Source organism: Neobacillus mesonae, assembly GCF_023715155.1.
Taxonomy (GTDB): Bacteria; Bacillota; Bacilli; order Bacillales; family Cytobacillaceae; genus Neobacillus; species Neobacillus mesonae_A.
Map to the genome: position 1 here is coordinate 43,568 of NZ_JAMBNQ010000005.1, position 22,275 is coordinate 65,842.

At 37.2% G+C, this 22,275-nt stretch carries 28 protein-coding genes; 1 reads left to right on the top strand and 27 read right to left on the bottom strand.

Annotation, left to right across the window (positions count from 1 at the left end):
• Positions 1 to 4: 4 nt before the first annotated feature.
• The 27 genes from M3183_RS07035 to M3183_RS07165 form a co-directional block, all read right to left on the bottom strand.
• Positions 5 to 301 carry a hypothetical protein gene (locus tag M3183_RS07035; RefSeq protein ID WP_251467949.1) on the bottom strand — a complete coding sequence of 99 codons (297 nt, stop codon included), beginning with the start codon at positions 299 to 301 and terminating at the stop codon, positions 5 to 7.
• On the bottom strand, positions 301 to 1,269 hold the full coding sequence (locus M3183_RS07040) for a phage tail protein I (RefSeq protein WP_251467952.1): 969 nt from the start codon (positions 1,267 to 1,269) through the stop codon (positions 301 to 303). The genes M3183_RS07035 and M3183_RS07040 overlap by 1 nt, the downstream gene beginning before the upstream one ends.
• Positions 1,262 to 2,377: a baseplate assembly protein gene (locus M3183_RS07045; protein ID WP_251467954.1), complete on the bottom strand. Its 1,116-nt coding sequence runs from the start codon at positions 2,375 to 2,377 to the stop codon at positions 1,262 to 1,264. Before M3183_RS07045 ends, M3183_RS07040 begins: the two co-directional genes overlap by 8 nt.
• Positions 2,361 to 2,669, bottom strand: coding sequence for a hypothetical protein (locus M3183_RS07050; RefSeq protein ID WP_251467956.1), 309 nt, complete (start codon positions 2,667 to 2,669; stop codon positions 2,361 to 2,363). The genes M3183_RS07045 and M3183_RS07050 overlap by 17 nt, the downstream gene beginning before the upstream one ends.
• 7 nt (positions 2,670 to 2,676) lie before the next feature.
• Positions 2,677 to 3,363: a phage tail protein gene (locus tag M3183_RS07055; protein WP_251467958.1), complete on the bottom strand. Its 687-nt coding sequence runs from the start codon at positions 3,361 to 3,363 to the stop codon at positions 2,677 to 2,679.
• 10 nt (positions 3,364 to 3,373) lie between these two features.
• Positions 3,374 to 3,583, bottom strand: coding sequence for a hypothetical protein (locus M3183_RS07060; RefSeq protein WP_251467960.1), 210 nt, complete (start codon positions 3,581 to 3,583; stop codon positions 3,374 to 3,376).
• Positions 3,583 to 4,620, bottom strand: a complete 1,038-nt coding sequence (locus M3183_RS07065) for a phage late control D family protein (protein ID WP_251467962.1) — start codon at positions 4,618 to 4,620, stop codon at positions 3,583 to 3,585. Before M3183_RS07065 ends, M3183_RS07060 begins: the two co-directional genes overlap by 1 nt.
• Positions 4,617 to 4,892, bottom strand: a complete 276-nt coding sequence (locus M3183_RS07070; protein WP_251467964.1) for a tail protein X — start codon at positions 4,890 to 4,892, stop codon at positions 4,617 to 4,619. Before M3183_RS07070 ends, M3183_RS07065 begins: the two co-directional genes overlap by 4 nt.
• A 12-nt stretch (positions 4,893 to 4,904) precedes the next feature.
• Positions 4,905 to 7,643 carry a transglycosylase SLT domain-containing protein gene (locus M3183_RS07075; RefSeq protein WP_251467966.1) on the bottom strand — a complete coding sequence of 913 codons (2,739 nt, stop codon included), beginning with the start codon at positions 7,641 to 7,643 and terminating at the stop codon, positions 4,905 to 4,907.
• Positions 7,644 to 7,865: 222 nt separating this feature from the next.
• On the bottom strand, positions 7,866 to 8,594 hold the full coding sequence (locus M3183_RS07080; RefSeq protein ID WP_251467968.1) for a phage tail tape measure protein: 729 nt from the start codon (positions 8,592 to 8,594) through the stop codon (positions 7,866 to 7,868).
• Between the two features lie 172 nt (positions 8,595 to 8,766).
• The gene (locus M3183_RS07085) at positions 8,767 to 9,081 is read right to left on the bottom strand and encodes a phage tail assembly protein (protein WP_251467970.1); all 315 of its coding nucleotides are present in this window, start codon (positions 9,079 to 9,081) and stop codon (positions 8,767 to 8,769) included.
• A 14-nt stretch (positions 9,082 to 9,095) separates the two neighbouring features.
• Complete coding sequence (locus tag M3183_RS07090; RefSeq protein WP_251467972.1) at positions 9,096 to 9,614, bottom strand: phage major tail tube protein; 519 nt, start codon at positions 9,612 to 9,614, stop codon at positions 9,096 to 9,098.
• Between the two features lie 2 nt (positions 9,615 to 9,616).
• Positions 9,617 to 11,074, bottom strand: coding sequence for a phage tail sheath family protein (locus M3183_RS07095; protein WP_251467974.1), 1,458 nt, complete (start codon positions 11,072 to 11,074; stop codon positions 9,617 to 9,619).
• Positions 11,074 to 11,346: a hypothetical protein gene (locus M3183_RS07100; protein ID WP_251467976.1), complete on the bottom strand. Its 273-nt coding sequence runs from the start codon at positions 11,344 to 11,346 to the stop codon at positions 11,074 to 11,076. The genes M3183_RS07095 and M3183_RS07100 overlap by 1 nt, the downstream gene beginning before the upstream one ends.
• A complete protein-coding gene (locus M3183_RS07105) occupies positions 11,343 to 11,810 on the bottom strand; it encodes a hypothetical protein (RefSeq protein WP_251467978.1) in 468 nt (155 codons plus the stop codon). The genes M3183_RS07100 and M3183_RS07105 overlap by 4 nt, the downstream gene beginning before the upstream one ends.
• On the bottom strand, positions 11,807 to 12,379 hold the full coding sequence (locus M3183_RS07110) for a phage tail protein (protein WP_251467980.1): 573 nt from the start codon (positions 12,377 to 12,379) through the stop codon (positions 11,807 to 11,809). The genes M3183_RS07105 and M3183_RS07110 overlap by 4 nt, the downstream gene beginning before the upstream one ends.
• On the bottom strand, positions 12,376 to 12,696 hold the full coding sequence (locus M3183_RS07115) for a hypothetical protein (RefSeq protein ID WP_251467982.1): 321 nt from the start codon (positions 12,694 to 12,696) through the stop codon (positions 12,376 to 12,378). The genes M3183_RS07110 and M3183_RS07115 overlap by 4 nt, the downstream gene beginning before the upstream one ends.
• A complete protein-coding gene (locus tag M3183_RS07120) occupies positions 12,696 to 13,031 on the bottom strand; it encodes a hypothetical protein (protein WP_251467984.1) in 336 nt (111 codons plus the stop codon). The genes M3183_RS07115 and M3183_RS07120 overlap by 1 nt, the downstream gene beginning before the upstream one ends.
• 14 nt (positions 13,032 to 13,045) lie before the next feature.
• Positions 13,046 to 14,077 carry a major capsid protein gene (locus M3183_RS07125; protein ID WP_251467986.1) on the bottom strand — a complete coding sequence of 344 codons (1,032 nt, stop codon included), beginning with the start codon at positions 14,075 to 14,077 and terminating at the stop codon, positions 13,046 to 13,048.
• Positions 14,078 to 14,089: 12 nt separating this feature from the next.
• Complete coding sequence (locus M3183_RS07130) at positions 14,090 to 14,467, bottom strand: head decoration protein (protein ID WP_251467987.1); 378 nt, start codon at positions 14,465 to 14,467, stop codon at positions 14,090 to 14,092.
• Entirely contained in the window at positions 14,467 to 15,519 is a 1,053-nt protein-coding gene (locus M3183_RS07135) for a head maturation protease, ClpP-related (protein ID WP_251467989.1), read from the bottom strand. The genes M3183_RS07130 and M3183_RS07135 overlap by 1 nt, the downstream gene beginning before the upstream one ends.
• 3 nt (positions 15,520 to 15,522) lie before the next feature.
• Positions 15,523 to 17,118 (bottom strand): phage portal protein, encoded by a 1,596-nt coding sequence (locus tag M3183_RS07140; RefSeq protein ID WP_251467990.1) that lies wholly within the window; start codon positions 17,116 to 17,118, stop codon positions 15,523 to 15,525.
• An 18-nt stretch (positions 17,119 to 17,136) separates the two neighbouring features.
• Positions 17,137 to 17,358: a DUF6148 family protein gene (locus M3183_RS07145; protein WP_251467992.1), complete on the bottom strand. Its 222-nt coding sequence runs from the start codon at positions 17,356 to 17,358 to the stop codon at positions 17,137 to 17,139.
• A gap of 1 nt (position 17,359) precedes the next feature.
• Complete coding sequence (locus M3183_RS07150) at positions 17,360 to 19,174, bottom strand: phage terminase large subunit family protein (RefSeq protein ID WP_251467994.1); 1,815 nt, start codon at positions 19,172 to 19,174, stop codon at positions 17,360 to 17,362.
• Between the two features lie 3 nt (positions 19,175 to 19,177).
• On the bottom strand, positions 19,178 to 19,690 hold the full coding sequence (locus M3183_RS07155; RefSeq protein ID WP_251467996.1) for a hypothetical protein: 513 nt from the start codon (positions 19,688 to 19,690) through the stop codon (positions 19,178 to 19,180).
• 457 nt (positions 19,691 to 20,147) lie between these two features.
• Entirely contained in the window at positions 20,148 to 20,477 is a 330-nt protein-coding gene (locus M3183_RS07160; protein WP_251467998.1) for a hypothetical protein, read from the bottom strand.
• A 342-nt stretch (positions 20,478 to 20,819) separates the two neighbouring features.
• A complete protein-coding gene (locus M3183_RS07165) occupies positions 20,820 to 21,056 on the bottom strand; it encodes a hypothetical protein (protein WP_251468000.1) in 237 nt (78 codons plus the stop codon).
• A gap of 473 nt (positions 21,057 to 21,529) precedes the next feature.
• Here M3183_RS07165 and M3183_RS07170 point away from each other — a divergent pair, with 473 nt between their 5' ends.
• Positions 21,530 to 22,243, top strand: coding sequence for a hypothetical protein (locus tag M3183_RS07170; RefSeq protein WP_251468002.1), 714 nt, complete (start codon positions 21,530 to 21,532; stop codon positions 22,241 to 22,243).
• The last annotated feature ends 32 nt before the right edge of the window (positions 22,244 to 22,275 follow it).

A 22,275-nucleotide genomic window follows, 5' to 3' on the forward strand; every position in this document is an offset into this window, starting at 1 on the left:
CCTTTCAAACTCTTTTAATTGTGTATTTAAAAGCGACAAGCAACCCGTTTAATGATGATTTTGAAATACTATCTGGTTGATCATCAAATACCTCACCATCTTGGTCAATCAATTGAAACTTGGTAATAGAGCCACTTATAGCATCATTAAAATACAAATAAAAAGTGATAGTATCACCACTTTCTTGGACATTAAATATTGGTGCTGTCTGAGTGGAGCCATTAATAACATAACGTCCCTCTTTTATTAATCCTTTTAGCCATTTTTTCATTTTTGTATGGCCAGTTGTACTAATTGCCATTAAGCATTAACCCCCTTTCCTGTTACAAACGTTCCACAGATATTCATCCATTTGGTAGATTTATAGTAAGTGTGATACGTTTCCACGGATTGGCTGAAATATTCACCTTTTTGTTCGAATATCGCATTATATCCTGTTAAGAGTTGTTGTGGCATGAGGTCCCCAGAAATGACAGGATATTTATTTGTTATTTTTATAAATTCTTGTGCAGTGTTTAATGAACCGCCAAAATAATTCATAAAATCATTTCTTGGCGCTTTTGAAGGATTAACACTGTCCCCAGCAAAAATAGCTGCTGTAAACGGATAAATAATTGCACTTTTTTCAGTTGGATTAGAATTAATTTGGACCTCGCTTGAAATAAATCGTCCAATTGTTGAAACAGAAGGCCATTTGCCAGCATAAGAAACCCCCGTAATTAATTGCAAATTAATCTGGTTAGTTTCAACAGTATCTCGAACAGCCTGAATTTGAAAACCACCGTCTCCTTTAAACCAAACTCCTTCTAATCGGGTGCTTTTCCTTTTCGTCACGTCAATGAGTCGAAATAGGCGTGCAATATCCGCTTCACTTTTGAATGTTTCATCTGTTTCAATCCTAAAATGAAAAGGATTTCCGCCATATTCAAACCATTCTCGAACCAAAGCATTTTTAAAGAAAATACTTGCTACTTCCTCAATTGCTGCAGGTGTACCTTTTAATTGATGCACCAGTTGAGCTCTATCAATAAGAGCCCTTTTCTCATCAACACCCATTACAGTTTCATAGAAATCAACTTGTTCTTCATAAGCGATAAAATCTAATAGATTGTCGGGAAGACCATCAAATTGCTTTAAAAGACTTGTATTTTCAAATATCAAACTAAAAATCGGTGTTAAGGCATCTGCCATAGCAACTACTTCTTGATCACTCTTTAAGGCTGGTGGAATAAAATCCCGAAGCGCAAAATCGTTTAACGTTTTAATCATCTAAGATTCCCCCAAAAGTAACCGTAACCAGGTTAGACTTAGCGACCTGTGTTTTGGAAAGTGGAATAAAAGATGAAGGATTCGTGACGGTAACCCTTTTTCCACCAGCAGCTTGGATTAATGAAATTAATTCACTTGAATCAATCCCTCTTCCTAATTTGCTTCTTTGCCATATCTGATAATCCGTAATTGCCTGAGAAACAGCTGCTTGTACATCAGGCAACAAATTAGATTTTTCCGAAGAAACATAGTAGGTTACATTAATGTCATATAATATTTCTTCTGGCTTTTGGACAATTACTTTATCAGTTAAAGGCCTTACTGTTCGGTTGCTTACTTTTTCATAAACCTGATTTAACACATCTTCATCTGGTTCAGACCCATCTTCCAAAAGGGGTACAATAATCACTGTACCTTCGCTTGGGGAAGAAACAGAAACATCTATGATTAATGAATTTGCCGACTTTGCGTGATAAATATAAGCATCCTCTGGCCCTGCCGTACTGTATTGTGAATTAGACCGACGTATTCGGTCTGCATAGGAATCATCATCTTCCCAGTCAATTCCGCCATCTGTTTTTACTGTATTGTAAACATTTGAAATCCATGGTAAAGGGTCCACTAAATCTTTAATCTGACCTGGTAAAAATCCGTTTCCTACAGTTCCTGCCTCTTCACATACAGCTGGTATTTCTACTGTTCCTCCACCTGCGCTTACTGTTTTTTCTTCTGTTGTATAAAAATAAAGATCGTCAATCGATATTCTAGAACCGATTGCAATGGTAAAATCTTCAGGACTTTCATACTCAAACGCAAATATTGTGGTAGCAGCCACCGGCTCCAATCGAGGAACATTCTTCTTTGCACCAAGGTGATCAAGATAATTATCAGAGGCATAGGCTAATAGATTTTGTTTACCTGTATAATCGATATTATTGGCCAGCATAGCACCTAAAAAAGCTATGGACTGTATGAATTTACGTCTGGGGTCTGCATCGGTTAAGGTGACTCCTTGTAAATTCTCAAACTTTGAAACAGCTAAATTCTCCAATTCTTCAGCATCTACTTCCACAAAATCGATATCTGGTAAATTAAACCTTGCCATCATTTATCACCACCTTTACGCGTGGAAATACTTTTCCGTTTAATGGATCTTCTTCAAAATTCACTTCTTCCACCTGAATCTCAGGAATATTATTTCCTAAAGTCTCAATAATTTCTGCAATCATAATAGCTTTGGCTTGCTCAGTCGAGTCATCAATTGGTGTTTCCCGTCCAAACTTACGGTCCATATAGCAAGTTCCAACTACTGAAGAAAGAAGGAATTGAGCATTTTGTAAGATTGCAAGATTTCCATTTGCGCCGAAATCAATGACCTTTAATGGCGTTATTTCATACATGCGTCAATCATCCTTTCTTCAAACTTGTATACTTTGAAACTGCCGATGTCCATTTCCCACCGCCCATGTCATACCAAGGAATATCTGTTTTCTTGATACCATACACAGTGTATTTTTGATTTTTCCTCAATACCTTAACAATTCTTCCTTTTAAGGAAGGAGTAGCCCTACAATTTAACATACCCACCTTAATGGTAATGACCCCAAGCCTCTTCTTTTTTGACGGAGGAGGTTTTTTTACTTGAGGTTTGGGCTTTGGTTTAGGCTTTGGTTTCTGTGTCACCTTAGCAACAACAGGCTTTGGATATTCTTTAATATTTAACGTTGCTTCGATAGAAATAATCCGCCCTTTTCCATCCACATGGTTATAGGTTTCAGTAATATCCTCTATATACCAATATCCTGATGATATGGATGAATTTCCAATGATGAAGGATCCATACTTCCCATTATCACGAAACGAACGTAATTTATTTAGTTCGATTAACGGGTTGACACCGAGGTAAGAACTTAATTTGACCTTTATAGAAAGACTATCCTGACCTGGACCAAGAAATTCAGGCATCGGCTTTTTTTGATTAATATCATGTACTGACCATCTTGCACTACCGTTTCTTGAAAAATCATTAAATGTAAGGACTTTATTGGACGAAACTTCAAACGTAACTCCTCCAAAGCTTCCGATTTTACCCATGTTTTTTCACCTACATTCCGCCTAAAATACAGCCTTCTGAAGATTTTACAGGTAGAAACAGGCACCAAACACTGTCCCCAACTTTCGGAAGCCAACCGTCACCTCTATCCAAAATGGATAATTCACCTGTTACCGTCCCTCTATCCTCATGAAAGACTTTGGCTGTCATTCTATCTGGATAAACCGCTGATACCCGTCCGATTGCTGATATCTCCTTCATCAATATCCCTCCAGACATTTACGCAGTTCTAAATTGGTTTCTGAACTATTTCCTACACTACCGCTCACCGACGTAATAATGTATTTTCCATCAAAACCGCCAAATCCAGATAAATTAATGGTCTGCCCTGCGTAGTATGTCAAAAAGCCGGCTAATTTTAATGAAAAAGTGGTACCATTTTTATTTTCAGCACGTAATTTCTTTTTTGCTAAATTTAGCGCAGCAGCCTTTGACTTTACTTTTTCATTCACTACAAGTATCCTATCCGATTCTGGTGGTCTTGAAGGGGTGAATGTTGCCGAAATAGTTTTTACTTTTTTCTTGTTATTTTCCGTCGTCGTATAGGTATAAGTCACTTTGCAAGACTTATACACATTATTCAATGTGTCGCTTCCTGAGTAATCTATTAACCTAAAATCCGTTCTGGATATGGTATCGACAATTGCTTCTTTTTCAAATTTCACTTCATCAAAAATAGAAATACTTTTATTTGCAACTTTCAAAGCAAACCCCGAATCATTACAAAGTTTCATCAAAAAAGCAAGATCTGTTTCACTCTCTTGGTCCACTCTGTCGAAACTCGGATTTTCTTCAACACTAAAATACAGTTTTAATTTATTTTGCTTGGCTATATCCGCTGCTACTTTTTTAAAAGTCGTATTTTCCCATGAACGTGTTTTCTTTTGCCCCTTTAAGGAACTGGACTGAGGTATAGATGTAGCGTCAACAGTTAATTTATTCGATGGCCCACTGATACTAATATCATCAATTTCGAAATAACCTAATTTTCTTTTGGATGAATTGATGCTCCCCCAATCCGGGGAAATATTAAGAGACGCCTCTAATGAAGCGCCTTTTTTAGGTTTCCAACTATTCATCCATTTTCTTTCACGGTCCCCTAATGAAATGGAAATCGTATCAGCCGAACCCGTAAAATTATCCGTAAAACGAACATCTGTAATAAAAGGATCAATATCTACTGAAATCGTCTGGTTATTATAAAGAATGTCAGTGGAGATTCTTCTTCCATCCATCATGAATCCACACCTTCCAAAGCAAATTCAGCAGTCTCTTCTTCTTCGTAAGAACCGGTCTCATCAGCAAGATCATCTTCCATCCATTCCGGAAGATTTTCATATTCATCAATTTCAACTTCCGGGATATTGAGGGTGATTCCAGCTGAAAACATTAGGACCTCCCTGTATTGTTGGTTTTCAGCCAAGATTAAAGGGAAAAGATACTCACTACCTAATGTTTCGAGGGCGATTTTATCAAATGTATCGCCTAATACGGTTGTATATGTTTTCAATATCCCCGCCCCCTACACTTCAAAAGAAAGTCTATTTTTATCTTTGTTATACTTCTTCATCATATTCTTGAATTGCTCGTACTGGTCTCCCAGCATTGCTTTTACCATTTCCTTAATATCTGCTCGGTCTGCTCTATCACCAATATTAATAACAGGTGCAAAAACAAACTGATCATTTGAATCTGTAGCTTTAGGCTCATTAGTTTGTGAAGGATTTTCTGTTTTCCCAAAAGAGAGTAATCCTGATAGGATTTTGTTGCTCCTTTTATTGTCATAGACTTGAGTGCCTCCACGAACTTTCATTAGTTCTGGACCTTCTTCACCAACCCAAGCCCATTGAGAACTATTAACCCTGCCGCCTTTCCAATATCCTTTATAAGGACCACCTTTAGCCATGGATTTAATACCGGGCGTATTAAATACCGTTCCATATCTTGATTTAATGTAACGAATAGCAGCAACAGCATTGTGGATTGGATTCATAATGTCATTTAAACCCGGCATTTTATAAGCATTAAATGTCGGCATAATTGTTTGCATAAGACCCATCGAAGGCGTTCCACGTTTCCAGTTACTATCCCACTTATTAATTGTGGATGGACCGGTACGGCCGCCAGATTCTTTCATAGCCATAGTTACTAAAGCATTAAACCAACTAGCAGGTACACCAGTGATTGCCATTGCCTGAGAAATCCAACTCTTCACATTGCCACTTGCACCGCTGCTTCCCCCGAAATCATTTAATTTCTTTTTAACAAATCCAATTGCTTTTTCCTTAATCATAGAAAAGGCATTTTTCCCAATAGTACCGAAAATCCCATTCATATCAGGAAAATGAACACCATATTTTTCTAAGAACATATTAAAAAGTTTTTTCGGATTGGATGCATAGCTCCACACATCCAAAGCAACATCTTTTGCTTTTCCTGCAGCGTTTTTAACACCATTAATAGCTTTTCCTGTACTTTCTTTTACCCACGAATAGCCAGTTTTTAGCGCATTTTTTACTGTTCCTCCAGCATATGCCGGTATATTCAAGGAATTTAGGATTGCTTTTGTTCCTGATGCAGAAATGACTTGTGTACCCTTCGGCAAGTTCATCAGGGTGTCATGACCAGGACTTAATCCCAAGTGCCCTTGAGGAGTACGGTAAAGCTCAGGGCCGCCCCCGTCACCTAGAATTGCAGGTCCTCCTGGATGTCCCTTTGTACCATTCGCATATTGTGGTACTTTCCATTCATTGATTTGTTTATCAATTCCAATTTTCCCGGTAACAAAGTTGATTCCTTTAATGACTCCATTAACAACTTTGCCTAGTCCACTTAGAAGTTTATTTCCCATGGAAATGGCTCCACTTACTGCTTTGCCACCCATACTTTTAATTCCAGCACCAATTTTTCCTGGTAAAGATGTTGCACCAGTTACAATATGGTCAAACTGCTGCTTTATGCCAGACCACATATTTCTAGCGAAATCAACCGCTTTAGTCTTCATAGTAGAAAAACCGGATGTAATTTTAGGGATCAAACCAACTACTTTATTCCATACCTCTGTAGCTCCTCCACTAAAAAAGGATTTTATTGAGGTCCACATTCCACTTACTTTACCAATAGCACCTGTTGCTAAAGCTTTAATTCCACCAAGTATTTTCCCGACAAAAAGGAGATTGATTGCATTCCAGACAAATTGAATCGAACCAATAAAAAGTTGCTTGGTGCCTTCCCACATTTTTGAAAAATTCCCGGTAAATAAGCCGGCGAAAATCTTGATAAGACCCATGATTATGTTTAGTGCACCTTGAATAACGCCCTTCACATTTCCCCAGATTGTATTGATAATAAAAAGAATTACGGGTGCTAAAAATTTTATTACCGCATTAATACCAGCAAACACATTTTGTACTGCTTTGATGATCATAGGTCCATTTTCATTCCAGAACGTAGAAACTTGTCCTATTAAGCCAGTAAAAAATGAGACAATATTTGAAACTATGGGAGCTATTATCGTAGAAAGATTTCCTAAGGTTTTACCCAGTCCTCCGATAATAGAACCAATGACTTTAAACATTGCTGAATACGCAGATGTTATTTTCTTACCGTTTTCTTGCCAGAATGATGATAATTTATCTCCTATTCCTGCAATAAATCCCATCACTTGAGTAGCAGTGGATTTGATATTAGAAACTGGCAAGAAACCAGATAACTTTTTGGTATAAGATCCAAAACGAGAAAAAACAACTCCAATACCATTCATTGTACCTTCAACAATATTCTTGACGACTGGCATCTTATCCTGAAACCATTGCGAAAAATCAGTGAGTTTCGGAAGTATTTTTTCTCCAATCGGTATCAATAAACCTGTCTCTATTTGCCGGCCAATCCCCTGCAAAGCCATTCCCAAGGTGTCATATTTAATTTTCTTGACATCTGCCATGGTATTTTTCGTCATATCAAATTGACTTCTAACATTACCAAGAGAGGTGATAACCTTCATTTCCAAATCCTCAGCTTGGGTACCAAAAAGACTGACTGCAATGGCATTTTTCTCAGCAGGATCCTTTACCTTACCAATTGCATTAACTACTTGTTTAAATGCATTTTGTGCAGCAGGTCCACCTTTAGCAAAAGTTTGAGTCATCTTTTTTGCATTTAATCCAAGCTGCTTATAGGCTTCGATACTTGTTTTAGATCCATCCTTTGACCTGATGTTGAACTCTTTAACTGCATCTCCAACTTTATCACGATTGTTCAACAGGGGACGCTACTCCCTGCCCGTCCAAATGGACTGCCTGTACTTTCATACAGGACCAGACTATATCAAGAACTCAATGAGTCCCCTCCCATTTCCACTCACTTGAGTGTACTCGGTTTTTCACCGATAGTCGTTGCACGTTCCTATTATAGGCTTCGCTCATGATTACCATATCCAGAAGGACTTAGGCTTTCCATGAATTAGAGAGGTTTCGATACAGTGTCACCACTGTAAAGCCCTAATAATAAGGTTGAAGGCACCATTTTTTAAGCCGGTGCTAAATATGTCAAACATTTGATTAGCTGAAAACCCGAGGGTTTTAAAATATGGCGAATATTCATTTGCTGAATCAATAAGCTCGTCGGATTTATTCAATCCTTTCTGGGCACCTTGTGCCATTAGGTTAAAGGCCTGGGTACTCGTTATCCCGAAGTTCTTCATCATTGTATCTGTTGCCTTAATTGACTGAGAAACTTCTTCACCCCATACATCACGGTAGACTAGGGCATTTTCTGTTGCTTTTTGAAGTTCTTTTCCTGAAAGTCCGGTGACGCTCTTGGCAGTTGAAATGGCCTCCGCTAAATCGTTCCAGTCTTCCCCTAAGTTTTCATTGTAAAGATTTTTAGATATTTCCTTAATCTCTTTCATGTCTTTTAGGCTAGTACCTGTCGAGGCAGCTATATGCTTCATGGCCGAGTTAAATTCATCCGTATGTTTAACGGCAACTACCATACCCGTTCCAAGTGCAGCGAAAGCACCAGCCGTTGCTGCCGCAGTAGCTTTAATTGCCTTCAGTCCGCCTTCTAAAATTTTGGAACGACTATTCAGCTTATCTGTATTATCACTGGTGTTCGATAACATTTGATTGGTATTTGCGAAAGCACTTCGCACAGAAGAATTCATAGAAGCACCTAGCTGGAACGCGATTTCAAATACTCTTGCATTACTCATTCTTTATTCGCCTCCTGCAGGTCCTCAATAAATTCGGAAAGCTCACTCAGGGTCATTTTTAAAAAATACGTGAGACTTGTATGTGTAGAAATAGAAAGGCGAATGCCAGTTTTCCTTAGCATTCGCCCTGTAATTGCTCTCACTATTTTGTTGTCTCTATTCTCAATGACCCCTAATTGTTTAAAAAAGCCATCACCTTATTTTTAACTTTTAATCCTTCACGTGCTGGCAATTGATTAAAAAATTCAATTGGTAAATTTGATGCTCTTGAAGCAACAATTAAGGTATATCCTAATGTCATCTCATTTACAACAGCAAACTGACCTGATGTACCAAATACTTTATCAGCTTCGATAAGGTCTGCAGCTGTTAAAGAATCCAATCCGGAAAGATCCACTTCTTTATATTCTTTGCCTTCAAACTGTACTGGTTTATTGAAGACTACAACATTTTCTTTTTCTACTTTTTCGATTGTTACTTCTGACATGTCAATGCCCCCTCTTAGATTAATTTATTAATTGAACTTAATTCATCTACTCCATCAACTTTATAAACAAAATTAAGCTTATCCAATTCCAAAAGGACTTTTCCGTTTTCTTCGACCTTAAGGTAAAGAACTTCTAAAGTGTTCTTTGATTCTGTCGCTCCACCAACAGCTAATTTACCAAGTTCAAGCCCTTTTGGAGAATATTTAATTGTGACTTTAAGCCCCCGATGGGAAACTTGACCATTTGACACATCATAACTTTGCTGTGCTGCCCTTAAAACTAATGACCGACCACGATTTCTTAATAAAGAAAAGGATTTCTGAAACAAAGTACGAAATGTAATTTCTATGGTCATAGAACCAAAATGCCCAGGATTTATACTGTCAAATTCACCAAGAATTCCAGCTCCTGAAATGGTTTCAGACATAGCTTCCAAGGTTGGTAGTGTCACCTCTCCAGACACACCTACCAATTTTTCTGTATCATCATATACGTTATAATTAACAACTTTTTCTGGAATCGGGTTTCCCACGATTATTCACCCCCGAAAATTGAATTAGTTAGGATTGTTGGGTCAAATTCCAAGATATTCTCGATATGTTCAGCTGGAGTGAAGACTGCAATCTTTTGAATAAAAGTGATTTTTCCATTTAAAATATCTTCCTGAGAATTAAGTTCTTCGTTAAATTCAATGGAAGCCCCGGCAATTTGTCCTTTTGCTTGATATCCATTAGCCCGAAGATTCTCACTATCTACCAAACTCTCGATTAAACGAAAATTTAACGGGTCATCTACCTTATCAAAGTAAGATTGAATAAAGGTATTTCCCCACCAGTCAAACATTCTCCGTACTGAAATAAATCGGTCTTTTGGATCTGTTGTGGCTGGGTAAATGGCTGTATTATTTCCCCATAATCTCCACCCATTCCAGTTAATTGCTGTCACAACTCCAATACCATTCAGATAATTTGCTTGTGTCTGCTCTAAATAAATCTCGGTTCCATCCGCTAATACTGTGGCTGAAATACCGATTCTTTTATTAGAAGGAGAAACAAATGGAACATCATCATTGGACGCATCTGTATAGGCCATTAATGCAGCTGCTACCGAGCTATACCAAAGGATTTTATCCCCTACTTTTACTTTTGGCCAAAGAACCATGCTTTTTTCGCTTGTATAGGAGTTATCTGTTTTCCAAGTTTCTACGTCCTCATATTTTTTTACAGTGCTACTGTCTACGTCCAGAACATTCATGGCATTGAAATTCCCGTTAATTTTTCGGCCCTTAGCATCTAGAACCAATCCTACTTCTGGCATATGGCTCCAACCTGGTGCCAATAAAAGTCCAGGAATTAATCCGTACATGGGAAAAACTTGACGGATTAGCTCTGCCCCGGTGTATTTTCCAGTTGCTGCATCATATCCACCGATAATATCTGTTTTTGTAACTTTGCTTGGATCTAACTTGTCGTAAGCCACTTTGATATTTGTGTCTGATCCAATGGTTCCAGTAGGAATAACTGTGATTTCTGGCTTATTATCTGTATTAAAAGCTAGTGTATAGTCAGTGTTTCTAACGAATGTTTTTGTTCCATCTGCGCTTTTTACGACAACAGAGTTAAGTAGAACACCATCATCATCAATAATCCCCACACCATTTGTTAGTGATTGATCTTTTTCTGCAACTGCTGTTTTATGAATTGCTGGATCTAAAACATTGATAAAAACTACTGGTGCAACCTGAGATAGTTTAAAAGATGCAAACATTGACTCGCAAAGCGTGTATTTTTCAAAATCATCACTATATCCGAATGCTGTTACTGCTTCATTCCATGTATAAGCTAATACCGGCTTATTTACAGCCGCTTCCGGGTTCTCGACTAAATAAATTGGTGCCGTTCCAATTACGACCTGGACGCCTGCAGATGTTTTAATCGGTGGCGTAACAGATGTTGCGTTTTCTTGAATGGTAATACCATGTTCATATCCCATTACCCTTCACTCCTTACATATTTAGAGATTTGTGAATTCAAGGTATGTTCCATAGTCCCTTTAATTGTTAATTTCTTTTTGGATTCTCCTGATTGTAGAATAGGGACCATTAAAGCTTTTATGGCTGGGCACTTTTTAATATCTTCTTCTAAAAATGCTGGAATGCCATTATTAAAGACCGAAAATTGTTCAAGCCTTCCGTTTTTTAAGCTGCTTCCAATGTAAATTAAAGGTTCCTTCTTTACTGGAGAAACCTTCACTGATTTACTCATATCAATTCCTCCACATCTGTTCGTGAGAATGTTGGAGTATCCCACGTTGTTTCAATGCCTCCAAAGAAATAAGGAGAAACATCTTCATCATAAATTGTCCATTTGAAGGGATATTTCATTTCAAAGTTCCCATTTACGACTGGATTCCTTTTAAAATTACTAGAAATTCGGTTAATAATTCTTGTTACCTCACGATACCCCTGATTGGTACTATCGCTGTCAAAAACCCCAATAATAAACATAATTTTTATACCTTCAGATGATGTTTCATCCGTCTGTGTCCCTTCGTTTAGTTGAACAATCACGTAAGGGTAATGACTAATATCACCATCTTCTTTTAATGGAAGGTGTTGCTCGAAAATATTGAGTGGAACCATCTCTCCATTTGGACTTTTGAATTCCTTTCCAGAAAACTCATATTCCAAGCGTATTTTTATTCCAGATTGCAAGTCCATAGGAATCATGACGAAGCACTTCCTGTGTTTAAAATCCGATTTATTTCATGATCGAGCCTTCGGTTAAACATTTGGTATCCCTCATGATTAATCCGATTTCTAACTTCCTCATTGTTCAACATTTGAGGAACAGAAGGGCCGAAAAGCCTCCGAATCGGAAGTCTTGGTTTTCCCATTCTCTCAAACACTTTTATGCCATTTATATCCGTGACAAAAGCATGTAAAACAGGTTTAATACCATCTTTCTTAACTCCAATTTTTATAGGCTTTTTTCGTTTTGGCTGAACTGTCTTAGGAGATACTTTGAATTTGTCCAAAGGAATCAATTCGCCCTGTGATCGGACTACAGCTCGTAAATTCGAACGACTAGCTTTTGTTTTGTCCAACGTATTTTTAATATCAGTTGTTTTGACTGTATATTCTTTTCGAAGTTCCTTACTGATATTGGAGGCCACATTAGTTACAGCTCGATTTAATGAACTTGCCAATACATTTGGAGCTTTAGAAGACATATCCCCTAATCTACGTTGAACTTCGCGTACTGTCCTCCTGTCTAATCTCACGCTCACTGAATTCATGATTGATACCCCTCTAAAACGACAGTAAAAACTCCAAAATTCTCTTTTAAATCAAGTATTTTATAGTGTTTATTATCAAAAACCATGGGTTTTCCAATAAATATTTTCTTATCAAAATCATCTTTTTTGGCATAAAAGAGGATCTTGCCTACTGCAAGACCCTCTGCTGCACTTTTTAAATTGTAATTTTGAAGCTGTTCATCATCTTTCATGACCATCGTGGGCACTTGATCAATGATGACCTCTGTTGCAAATTCCCTAGAATTGAAGAAGGTATTTTGGATATCCGCATACAGATAATCCTTTAAATTAGGCATTATTCTTCATCCTCAAAGAAAGCACCCAATTTTCCAGACTCTATAATAAGAGTAATCAGGTCTTTTTTGCTGATATTACCCTTAAATTCAAGACCTTCTATGGTTTGGGCTACTTCTTTTAATTCCTCGAGTGTATAAGCATCATCTAATGCTTGGTAATCATCCACATCTGGTTTAAGGTCATTCTCATCTTGCTTTTTAAAGCTATCGCCCACAAAAAAAGCAACCCCCAAATTTACAAGGCGCTGCGCTTCTTTGTCTTTGATTTTAGTAATTACTTCACCAGTACTATAAACTTTTCCACTATGACGAACACTTTCTAACAATTGAATCATGATTTATGCCCCCCTTATAATACAGTTGCAACGTACCAAGAATCCACTTCATGAGGAACAGGCAAAGGACGGCTATTAATTTGTAAATAACGCGCAGCTGGATTTTTCTGCACCCATGAGTCAGGAATGCGAGTGCCCTCAAAAGTAACAAAATTATTTGTTTTAGCATCAGCTAATGTCACAGCTCCATATAGTAGAGAGGAACGCGCACGGGTAGAGCCGAGCATTAGTGAACCCGCAGGAACCATTGGCTTTTCGGTCTGTGTTTCCTCATCAAAATACCACTCATCATAGCTATAAATATCTAACCCTAGTGAAGAAATGGAACCAATGTAAGTTACTCCATTTGGCAGAGTCCGTGGTTCAATTTTCCCTAGAATAATTCTTGTGTTATCCATAACTTTTTGTACTTCAGGATGATTAACGAAAGCATCTACTACATCTGAAGCCATAACAATAATATCAGGGGTAATTCCTGATTTCTGGATAACGGACAAACGCCATTGTTTTAAATCAGCAATAGGGTCACTGTTCGATTGATCTGACCATACATCAGTGCCGCTAAGAGTCTGTTTATTCGTAAAGTCAAAATCCAATACTTGGTCTACACCTTCGCCAATCATATGAACCTGTCCAGTAAACAGAATTTGCGAAACCATCCACTCTTCACGACGTGTGATCATATCATCTAAATCCGCAATATCTTGTGCTAGCATCTCTGCAGCTCTTTCATCAGGACTTTTGACAGAATAAATTGTTTCTCCTATTGAGCGCTTATTAATATCATCACCAGTAATGACTCTTAATGGTTTAACCAAAGCAGGCTTAAATGATTTCGTGGTAAAGCCTTGACGTTCTGACACTTGACCAGCAATTCTTGGTGAAACAAACGGTGCCATTTTTCGCCGGCCTTTGTAATAATCTACATCTACATGTTCTGTAGTAAATGTGTTTGACCTTGAAAAGAAAGTATCCTTTAAGAAAGTATTAACCGGCATCATCATTGAGACCGCCGTTAACATGGTACGAGTTGAATAGATATCCATTAATTATTCCTCCTAAGCTCCAATTGTTTTCTTTACAAAAATACTTAAACCACGTAATGATGCCTTGTGGGTATCAGCAGTATCGGTTCCGCCAAATACTAATGCTGATTCATTAAATTCACCTGTTAAATAAATTGCAGCTGGTTTTGTCTCAGATGTTGCATCAACATCATCTGCTAATACTCCATAGGCTGTTTGTGAGCCATCAGAAGCTGTTGAATTAACAGTAGTTCCCTCACCTGTTGCAGTGACAATACCAATAACTGTTCCTCGAACGTATGAGGCTCCTGACTTTAGATTAATAGTTTCAGTGACAACTGGCATCACTCCACCAACAAAAAGATTATCCTGTTCTGACGTACCTAATGTACTTACTAATTGTTCCGGCATTATTTAACTCCTCCTCGCATTTTATTAATGAAATTGGCGATATTTTTACCTTGTTCATCTGCTTTAACATTATCAGATTTACCATTGTTTTCAGGAGCCGCTGAGCCTGCAACTTGATCCAATTCTTCTCCATCCTCTTGGCGATTTTGCAAGAAGTTTTGGCCGCGTTGCTTTTCCGCTTTTATGATTTGGATTGCAACATTTTCAGCAGTATCCTTTGTTTCAAATTTCGCCTTATTAATTAAACTTTCATTGCCTGGCATCTGCAATTCTTCAATTGCTTTAATACGGGAATTTTCAGCGTTAACTCCTGCTTCATACCCATCATTTCTAATTTGTTGATAGAGTTCTGAATAATCATTTTTTAATTGTTCAAGATTCATAATTTCGTTTTCCTCCTTTGTGCTTTGAGTGGTTACCTGATTAGTAACAGGTGGATTGGATTTACTCATTTGATTTCTCATTTTGTCGATTACCTCTTGAGGTAACAACCCTGTGCCAGTTCCTGCATCTCCAACAACCTGTACAGACTGTCCGAACATAATTTCGTCAATTAGATTATGTTCAAGAGCTTGTTGTGGTGTTAACCAGGTTTCCGCATCCATCATTGATAGCAATTCGTCATATGACTTACCACTTTTTAGGCTGTATGCATTGGCAATGGTTTGATTAACATTCTTTAAAAAACCAGATGCTTGGTCCATATCTCGATAATCCCCTTGTGCCATAACAGAGGCATTATGAATCATCATTTGAGAAGTTGGAGACATCATTATTTTATTACCAGCCATTGCAATAACACTGGCTGCGCTGGCTGCAATCCCCACGATTTTTACAGTGACATTACCTGAATAATCCTTTAATGCAGTATAAATTTCAGAGGCATCAAATACGGATCCACCGCTACTGTTAATTTCCACCTCCAAATCCTGATTGTTCGCATTCATTAAATGGTCAGAGATCTTTTTAGGACTAACTGCATCAATTCCAAACCAATCATAAATCCATTGATTACTACTCGGGATAATTGGGCCTTTAATATTGATCTTCATCTTTTACACCTCCTTTCCATTTTCGGTATCGACTTCATTATCATTTTGATTTGATTCTGGGGCATTTCCTCCAATCCCATTTGAAGCTAATCCCCCTTCCATTCTTAACTTTTCTTCTACTACCCTTTGTCTATGATTCTTATAGAAATCCCCACCCGTCAGTTCAACGGTTTCGCGCGCACGGGTACTGAATCCGTTAAGTACTCGTTTTTCAGCAGCGTTTACCTCTTTGAGTGGGTCAATCTGCCCTTGAGAAGGTCCATTCCACTCGGCCATGCAATATGATTTTCTTGCTAAAGGGTCAGTAAAAAAACCGGGCGCATTGATTCTCCCTTTTGCTACGGCTTCTGCAAGAAATTCTTCATAAATCGGTTGGCAAAAATCATTTGCCATCCATGACCGCCTCATCCTAAACATTTTCCAAGCTTCTAAAAGCGCTGCGCGACTTGCAGAATAGGAGGCATTAAAGTGTTTAAGTAATAATTCATAAGGAATTTCTAAGGCTGCCCCAACTTGACGGCATATGGCTGTTACAAAACCTTCAAATGCAACATTAGGACGTCCAGGATTAGATTCTTGAATACTTTCATTCTCCCCTAAATTAACGATGGTCCCATTCCCTAACTCATAGGAGTAATCATCCTCTTCATCTATTAGTTCATCATCGGAAAAACTTGGACCAAGTGGATCTACATCAGGTGTTTCAGATTTAATAAAAACCGTATACATTCCTGATACGACCGCAGCCATTAATTCTGCATCTGAGTACCTTGCTAATTGTTTAAGACTCTCAACTACCGGTGCAAGAATTGGCACTCCTCTTCTTTGCTCTGGTCTTTCTGATTCCATTAAATGAATAACGTTTGGGCGTCCTGTCTTTGCACCGAATTTAGGAATCCTTTTCCATTCCTTTTTAGCTAATGAAATAGAACTTGGGTGATGTTGTGCAATATGGTACGCCACCACTTCACCTCTAAAATTAATTTCCACTCCATTAACAATTTTAGAATCAAAAATTGAATCAATATTGTAGTCTGGATTACAAACACGGTCAGCCTCTATCAAATGAACTCGAATATCATAAGGCATTTCAGCCCTCGGAATAATGGGGAGTAAAGCAAAACAATCACCGCTCATTAACCATGACAAGAAAGCTAGTTGCTGAAGTTCATAAAAATTATTCATTCTCTGTGCATCACAATTGATTGAATCTGCCCATAAAGAAAACTCTCGCTCCACCTTGGTTTCCCAATCGTCGGCTTCTTCGAGAGTCATTCCCAAATATTCATAATCGATTTGTGCATTCAGTTTTAATCCTGCCCCTATGACATTAGTCCTTACGGTTTTAAGTGCGCCTGTTGCAAGGGGTGCCCCCATATATAAATCCCGTGATCGTTCTCTTAATTTCGGGATATTATACTCAATGTCTTCAAGGACAGAGCCGGAATGAGTAAGCCAGCCGAGTAGACTTTTCTTTTTCGTACTGGCACCGTGATTCCCATATCCTTGATTCAGAATACGCAACCTTTGTCTGGCACTCGCTCTTTTTAAGGCTATTTGGGGTGCAATTGCTTCAAAAGCTTTATCCACAATGTTCACTTTCCCACCTCCTTTCTGTTAAAAGTCACGAGGAACTACCCGAACAACTCTTCTGCTTTTACCACTCAACTTAGAAACCTGATTTCTCCAGAACTGAATTTGCTTTCTGATTTCCGAAAGATTGGCTCTTGTTAAGGACCTGCTCCCTAAGCTATAACTTTGTCCAGTAGTCACAGCAAGTTCTGCTTCAAGCCATGCTTCAAGATGTGTCTTGGCTCTATCTAAATCTATACCAGTCATTTTATCTCACTCCTTTGGATACCACGCCAGGTCGTCGCTTCTTCCTTCTTTTGTTCGTAGAGGATGAATATTCTTTATCAAGATTAGGATTTAAGATTTCAAGAGCAGCAGTATTGTAAACTCTTAAGTCTAATGGTTCATTTCTATCGCGTATCTTTTTCCAAACCCTATATGCAACGCCTTGAGAATATTTGGTTTGTATTTTTTCTGCTGTTAATCCTTCAAAATATTTTTGGTTATACTCTAAAGGAAAGTGACAGAATCCAGGTCCTATTTCTCTAATCTTAAGACTAGACATAACCTTGGCTTTGCCTTCTGATACACCTAAACTAATCAATAAAGCTTTTTCTCTTTTGGTTCTGGAATATCCATTGATTAAAGGAACATATTCATTATTTTGAGCACCTTGTCCTTTAATTGCGTAGATTCTTCTTGATTCTCTAGGCGCCGTAAATCTATATACCTCTTGTGTAAAGTGCCCACCAGAGTCAATACAGGTGCAAGCAATCCCATATAAACTTCCATCTTGCTTTGACCATGTTCTAGATAAATATTCATCCAGTTCACGCCAAATTTTTGGTTGCCTTAAATCTCCATATAATTGATGATATTCTATGCCCCATGATTCTTTTCCAGCACCCCATCCAACTATCTCAATCTCAAAACGGTCATCTTGAGTATCAACTGCAGCTGTTAAAATTTTTACTCCATCTGGAACAGGAGCAGGATACCCTTCTCTTCTATTGAACAGTTCCTCCTCATCCATTTGTTCCCCTTCTTCTTCCCAGGACTGTCCTAAAACTGTGTTTGTCCAAACCTTTAACTTCTCTCTACCTTCATGCTTAGCAATTAAAAACGATTGGACGATTTCTTCCCAAGAAGACCAAGGGCTAACTAATTGATTTAGGTGAAACCCACGTCTGGAAGAATGTTCTTTTTGTGCTACCCATTGCCCTTTCCCTTTCTTCCACTCTTTTTCAGGATATAAGAACCCGCAGCTACTGCACCTATGGCCAACTTTTTTTATTTGAAATTGTCCACTGTCAGATTTCTCATATGCAAATTTAATCTTTTCCCATTTAATTGGTTGCATTTCCCCACAATTAGGACAAGGTAAACACCATTCTTCCATAGTGCTATCGTTATAGAGTTGCTCTATTCGGGATGTTTCTTTGATTAGTGGTGTTGAAACAAATACATGCTTCCTATTATGCCTAAACGTAGTAGTACGTTTTAATGCTAATGATATTGGATCACCTTCTGTTCCAGCAGAAACGGGATAACGATCTACTTCATCACATAGGACAATTCTAATTGGCCTACTGGACAATGACGCAGGAGCATTAGCACCAACAATAGCAATATAACCACCGGGAAAACTTTTCTCATCAATTGTATTTCCTGAATCCCGACTTTTTGCCTCACTCACTTTTGAACGGAGAGTAGGACTTACATCAATCATTGTTGACAACCTTTTTTTAGAAAAGTAATCAATTAAGTTTTTATTAGGCAGCATAAACATAATTGGACACGGATCATAATCTATATGAAACCCAACCATATTTAACATAAATTCTGTCTTCCCAACCTGTGCAGAAGCCATAATTGCCACTTCTTCGGTTTCTTTATCTGCAACAGAATCCATGATTGCTCTCATATAAGGGGCTCTTTCTGTTCTCCAAGGTCCGGGTTCCGCGCTGGTCTCAGATGTTAAAACTCTATACCTGTCCGCCCATTCCGAAACTGTTAGATCTGGATTCGGCTCCCAAAGTTTAGCCAAACTTTTAAAGAGGCGAACTGTCTTTTCATGAACCATTTCTTAATCGTCACTTTCAGATTTCATAAATTGCTCTGGTGAATAGTTTGACAAAGACCTTAAAGCTTCGGAAATTTCTGTATTGAGAACTTTTTCTATTTTAGATGCAGGCTCACCATCTAATTGAGGTGAAACTCTTGCAGGAATGGACTGTAATTTTGATTTTGTAGTAAGAATCATATCAGTCATAACAGCTCGAACATCTTTCGCTTCATGAAGTTGCCCTTTAATTGCCCTTAATTCAAGCTCTGCTTTTTCTTTTTTTATTAATTCATGTTCTGTTTTGGCATCTACATATCTTGGTTTTTTAGAATCTTCTTTTCCGCCTTGCACATGTTCGATATAAGCCTGAAGGTTTTCACCAAGAAAATATTTCCCTCTTTTACATTGTTTTAAGACTCCATCCCGTGTAAGCTGCCTTATCCATTGTGGAGTTTTTCCAACAAGACGAGCAAACTCACCAGTTAAAATTTCTGAATCATATAGCGTTTCCCCTTTCGCTTTTTCTTTTCCCATAACAGCTTTCCTCACTTTCGTTCTACTAAACTAAAGGTTTTATCGTTTTTCCGACCCATAAGATGAAGGAATTTCTATTTTTTAATAGTAAATGTCATTTTTAAGGCGAAAGCGAAAGTAAATTTTTGAAATTAAAACTAGCGCAGCCGCGGGGTCGAACGCACCCGCTAATTTTTTTATTTTTTCAAAGGACCCAAAAAATTTTTTCGACATTTTTTTCTAGATATTTTTGTTTCTTCTTTGACTTTCTACAAATTCTCTAACTTTTTTAATCGGAGTTTCTAGCAGCATTTCAAGACCATTGTTTAAATCTCTCAATCTATCTAGTTCTTTTTTCTTTTTGTTATCAATCCTTAAAGCATAGATTGGCATAACAATCCATAGAATCAATGCAATAACAAAGAATAATTTGATTAATGCATTTAGGATTAATGAAACATATCAATGAACTCAATCATTAGCAGCAACTCCTTGCTCTTGCCATCAATGGCTTACGAATAATGACCTGGCTTTGTACTGCTAACTTCTTAGTTGTTGACAATGAAGGTTTGTTCGCAAGATAAAGATACGCAACATTGATTCGCTTAAATAACTCTTTTAATTCATTCCATTTCTTACGCATAGCATCAAGTAGAGGTCGCAAAGCTTCAGCTAATTTAGTTAAGTTTAGTATAAGTAGTTCTTTATTCATTTCCTTCTTAACCTTCTCTTGCTTCTTTCTCTTAGGTGACTTAAACTTCTCTAGCTGCTGTTTCTGTTCTTCTGATAAATGATCAGCAATTTTCATTTCATCACCTTCTAGTAAAAATAAAAAACACCTGTCTTTTAAACAGATGTTTTATAGAATATTTACCTTGCAAAGGCATTTGCAAGTATATATATTTCTTTATCATTCTTTATCATTATTGTTTATATCCAGTCGCTGTTACCTGGCTGTTACTTTCGCGTTACCTTGAAATAATTTTAATCGTTACAAACGTTGATACAACAATGTTTGTGTTATTAATTAAGTGTTACCATAAATGAAACATTAGAATTAGTAAAAAGTACTGACAATATTAACGAGACCCAGAACATCTGTTTGCTATTTATGTATATAAAAAGCACCCTCGAAAGGATGCCTAAATATCTAATTATCATCAATATCCTCTTCTGTAAACTCTTCTTCGGATAAATCCAAGAGTTCCCTTACGTAGGTTAATGTCTTATCTTCCAATAAAGTTGAGAATTTCTTATTTATTTCTTCTTGAGTGTAAATCCCTTTTTCAATAAGTAACTCATTAATTGCTTTAATCTTAATCTTATTTCTAACAACTTCTACACCAATTTTTTTTCCTAACTCTATAGCATCGATTGTTTTCGCCATGTTTTACACCTCCCTTCGCCCTAATTATGAGCAAAAGGAACTATATGGACAATTACTATCTTTCGTCAAATTTTGACATGTTTAATACATAATAACAACTGATTCTTAGGCCAATCAGAGTTATCAGCTCTGCCTCTTATCAAGTATCCCTCTGTAGCGACATCATCTGATTTTCAATATCAGCTACCACTTATTGCGGTAGGTAGCAAACCGTGTCGATCCACACCTTATCTGCTGACATCACAGACCCGGAAGGGATAGGAAAGCTATGGCCATTTTACAAAGCCACAACCAGGAGTGGAGTATAAATTGTATTAGCAATAAAAATGGAACTGGTAGGCTTGTCCCTTACTCAATTCCTGATGTTATAAATTTATCATGTTAAAAAGCCAATATCATACAAAAATATTATAAATTTTTATGAAAATAATTATAATATTTTTGTATCTTATTAATTATCAAGGAGTTAATCTATGAAAATATTTTATACATTGGAATCCAGTTATGTCAGCTGGAATCATGAGATTAAACTTACAGGATTGAATTTTCCCATCATCGAAATTAATATGACTAGGGAAAATCCGAACTCAGTTATATTTTGTTTTATCGTCGAGGATGGATTAGATATAGAAAACTTAAAAATAATCACTAAAGAAAAACTCATTGAATTAATTGATTTATTACTTTACAAATACAATGTAGTTTTTTACGACTTTTATCTAAGTAAAATTGAATTAAATGAAAGCGATGCTATAGGACAGACCCGTTTCGATATGCAAATAAAGATATACCAAGAAATATCTGAGGTGAATAAAAAGGAATTACAAAATTTGATTCGTGACAAACACCTGATACATTCTATTCAATCAAAAACAAACTTCCAATTGTTCAAAGAAGCGATGCGGGTTAGAGAGGAGATTGGTCAGTTTGTTATTTTGTATAGTATTTTAATAGATCTAAAAGGTCCACAACAATTTAAAGTAGATAATTTTATTAAGTCAGCCGAAAAAAATGTGGAATTAAGAACGAGTACAAAAAATGAAAATCAAAAAGAGACAATCTATACATGGATTAGAAACCAATTAGGTCATACTCAGAAAACATCTGACCTTAAAGAAGTAAGAATTTTAGTTTCAAACAATATAGGGAAATTTATAAGGATTGTAAAAAAGGCAATTTTTTCTTAATAATTTGGGAGAGAAAAAAAGCCACAATCTGT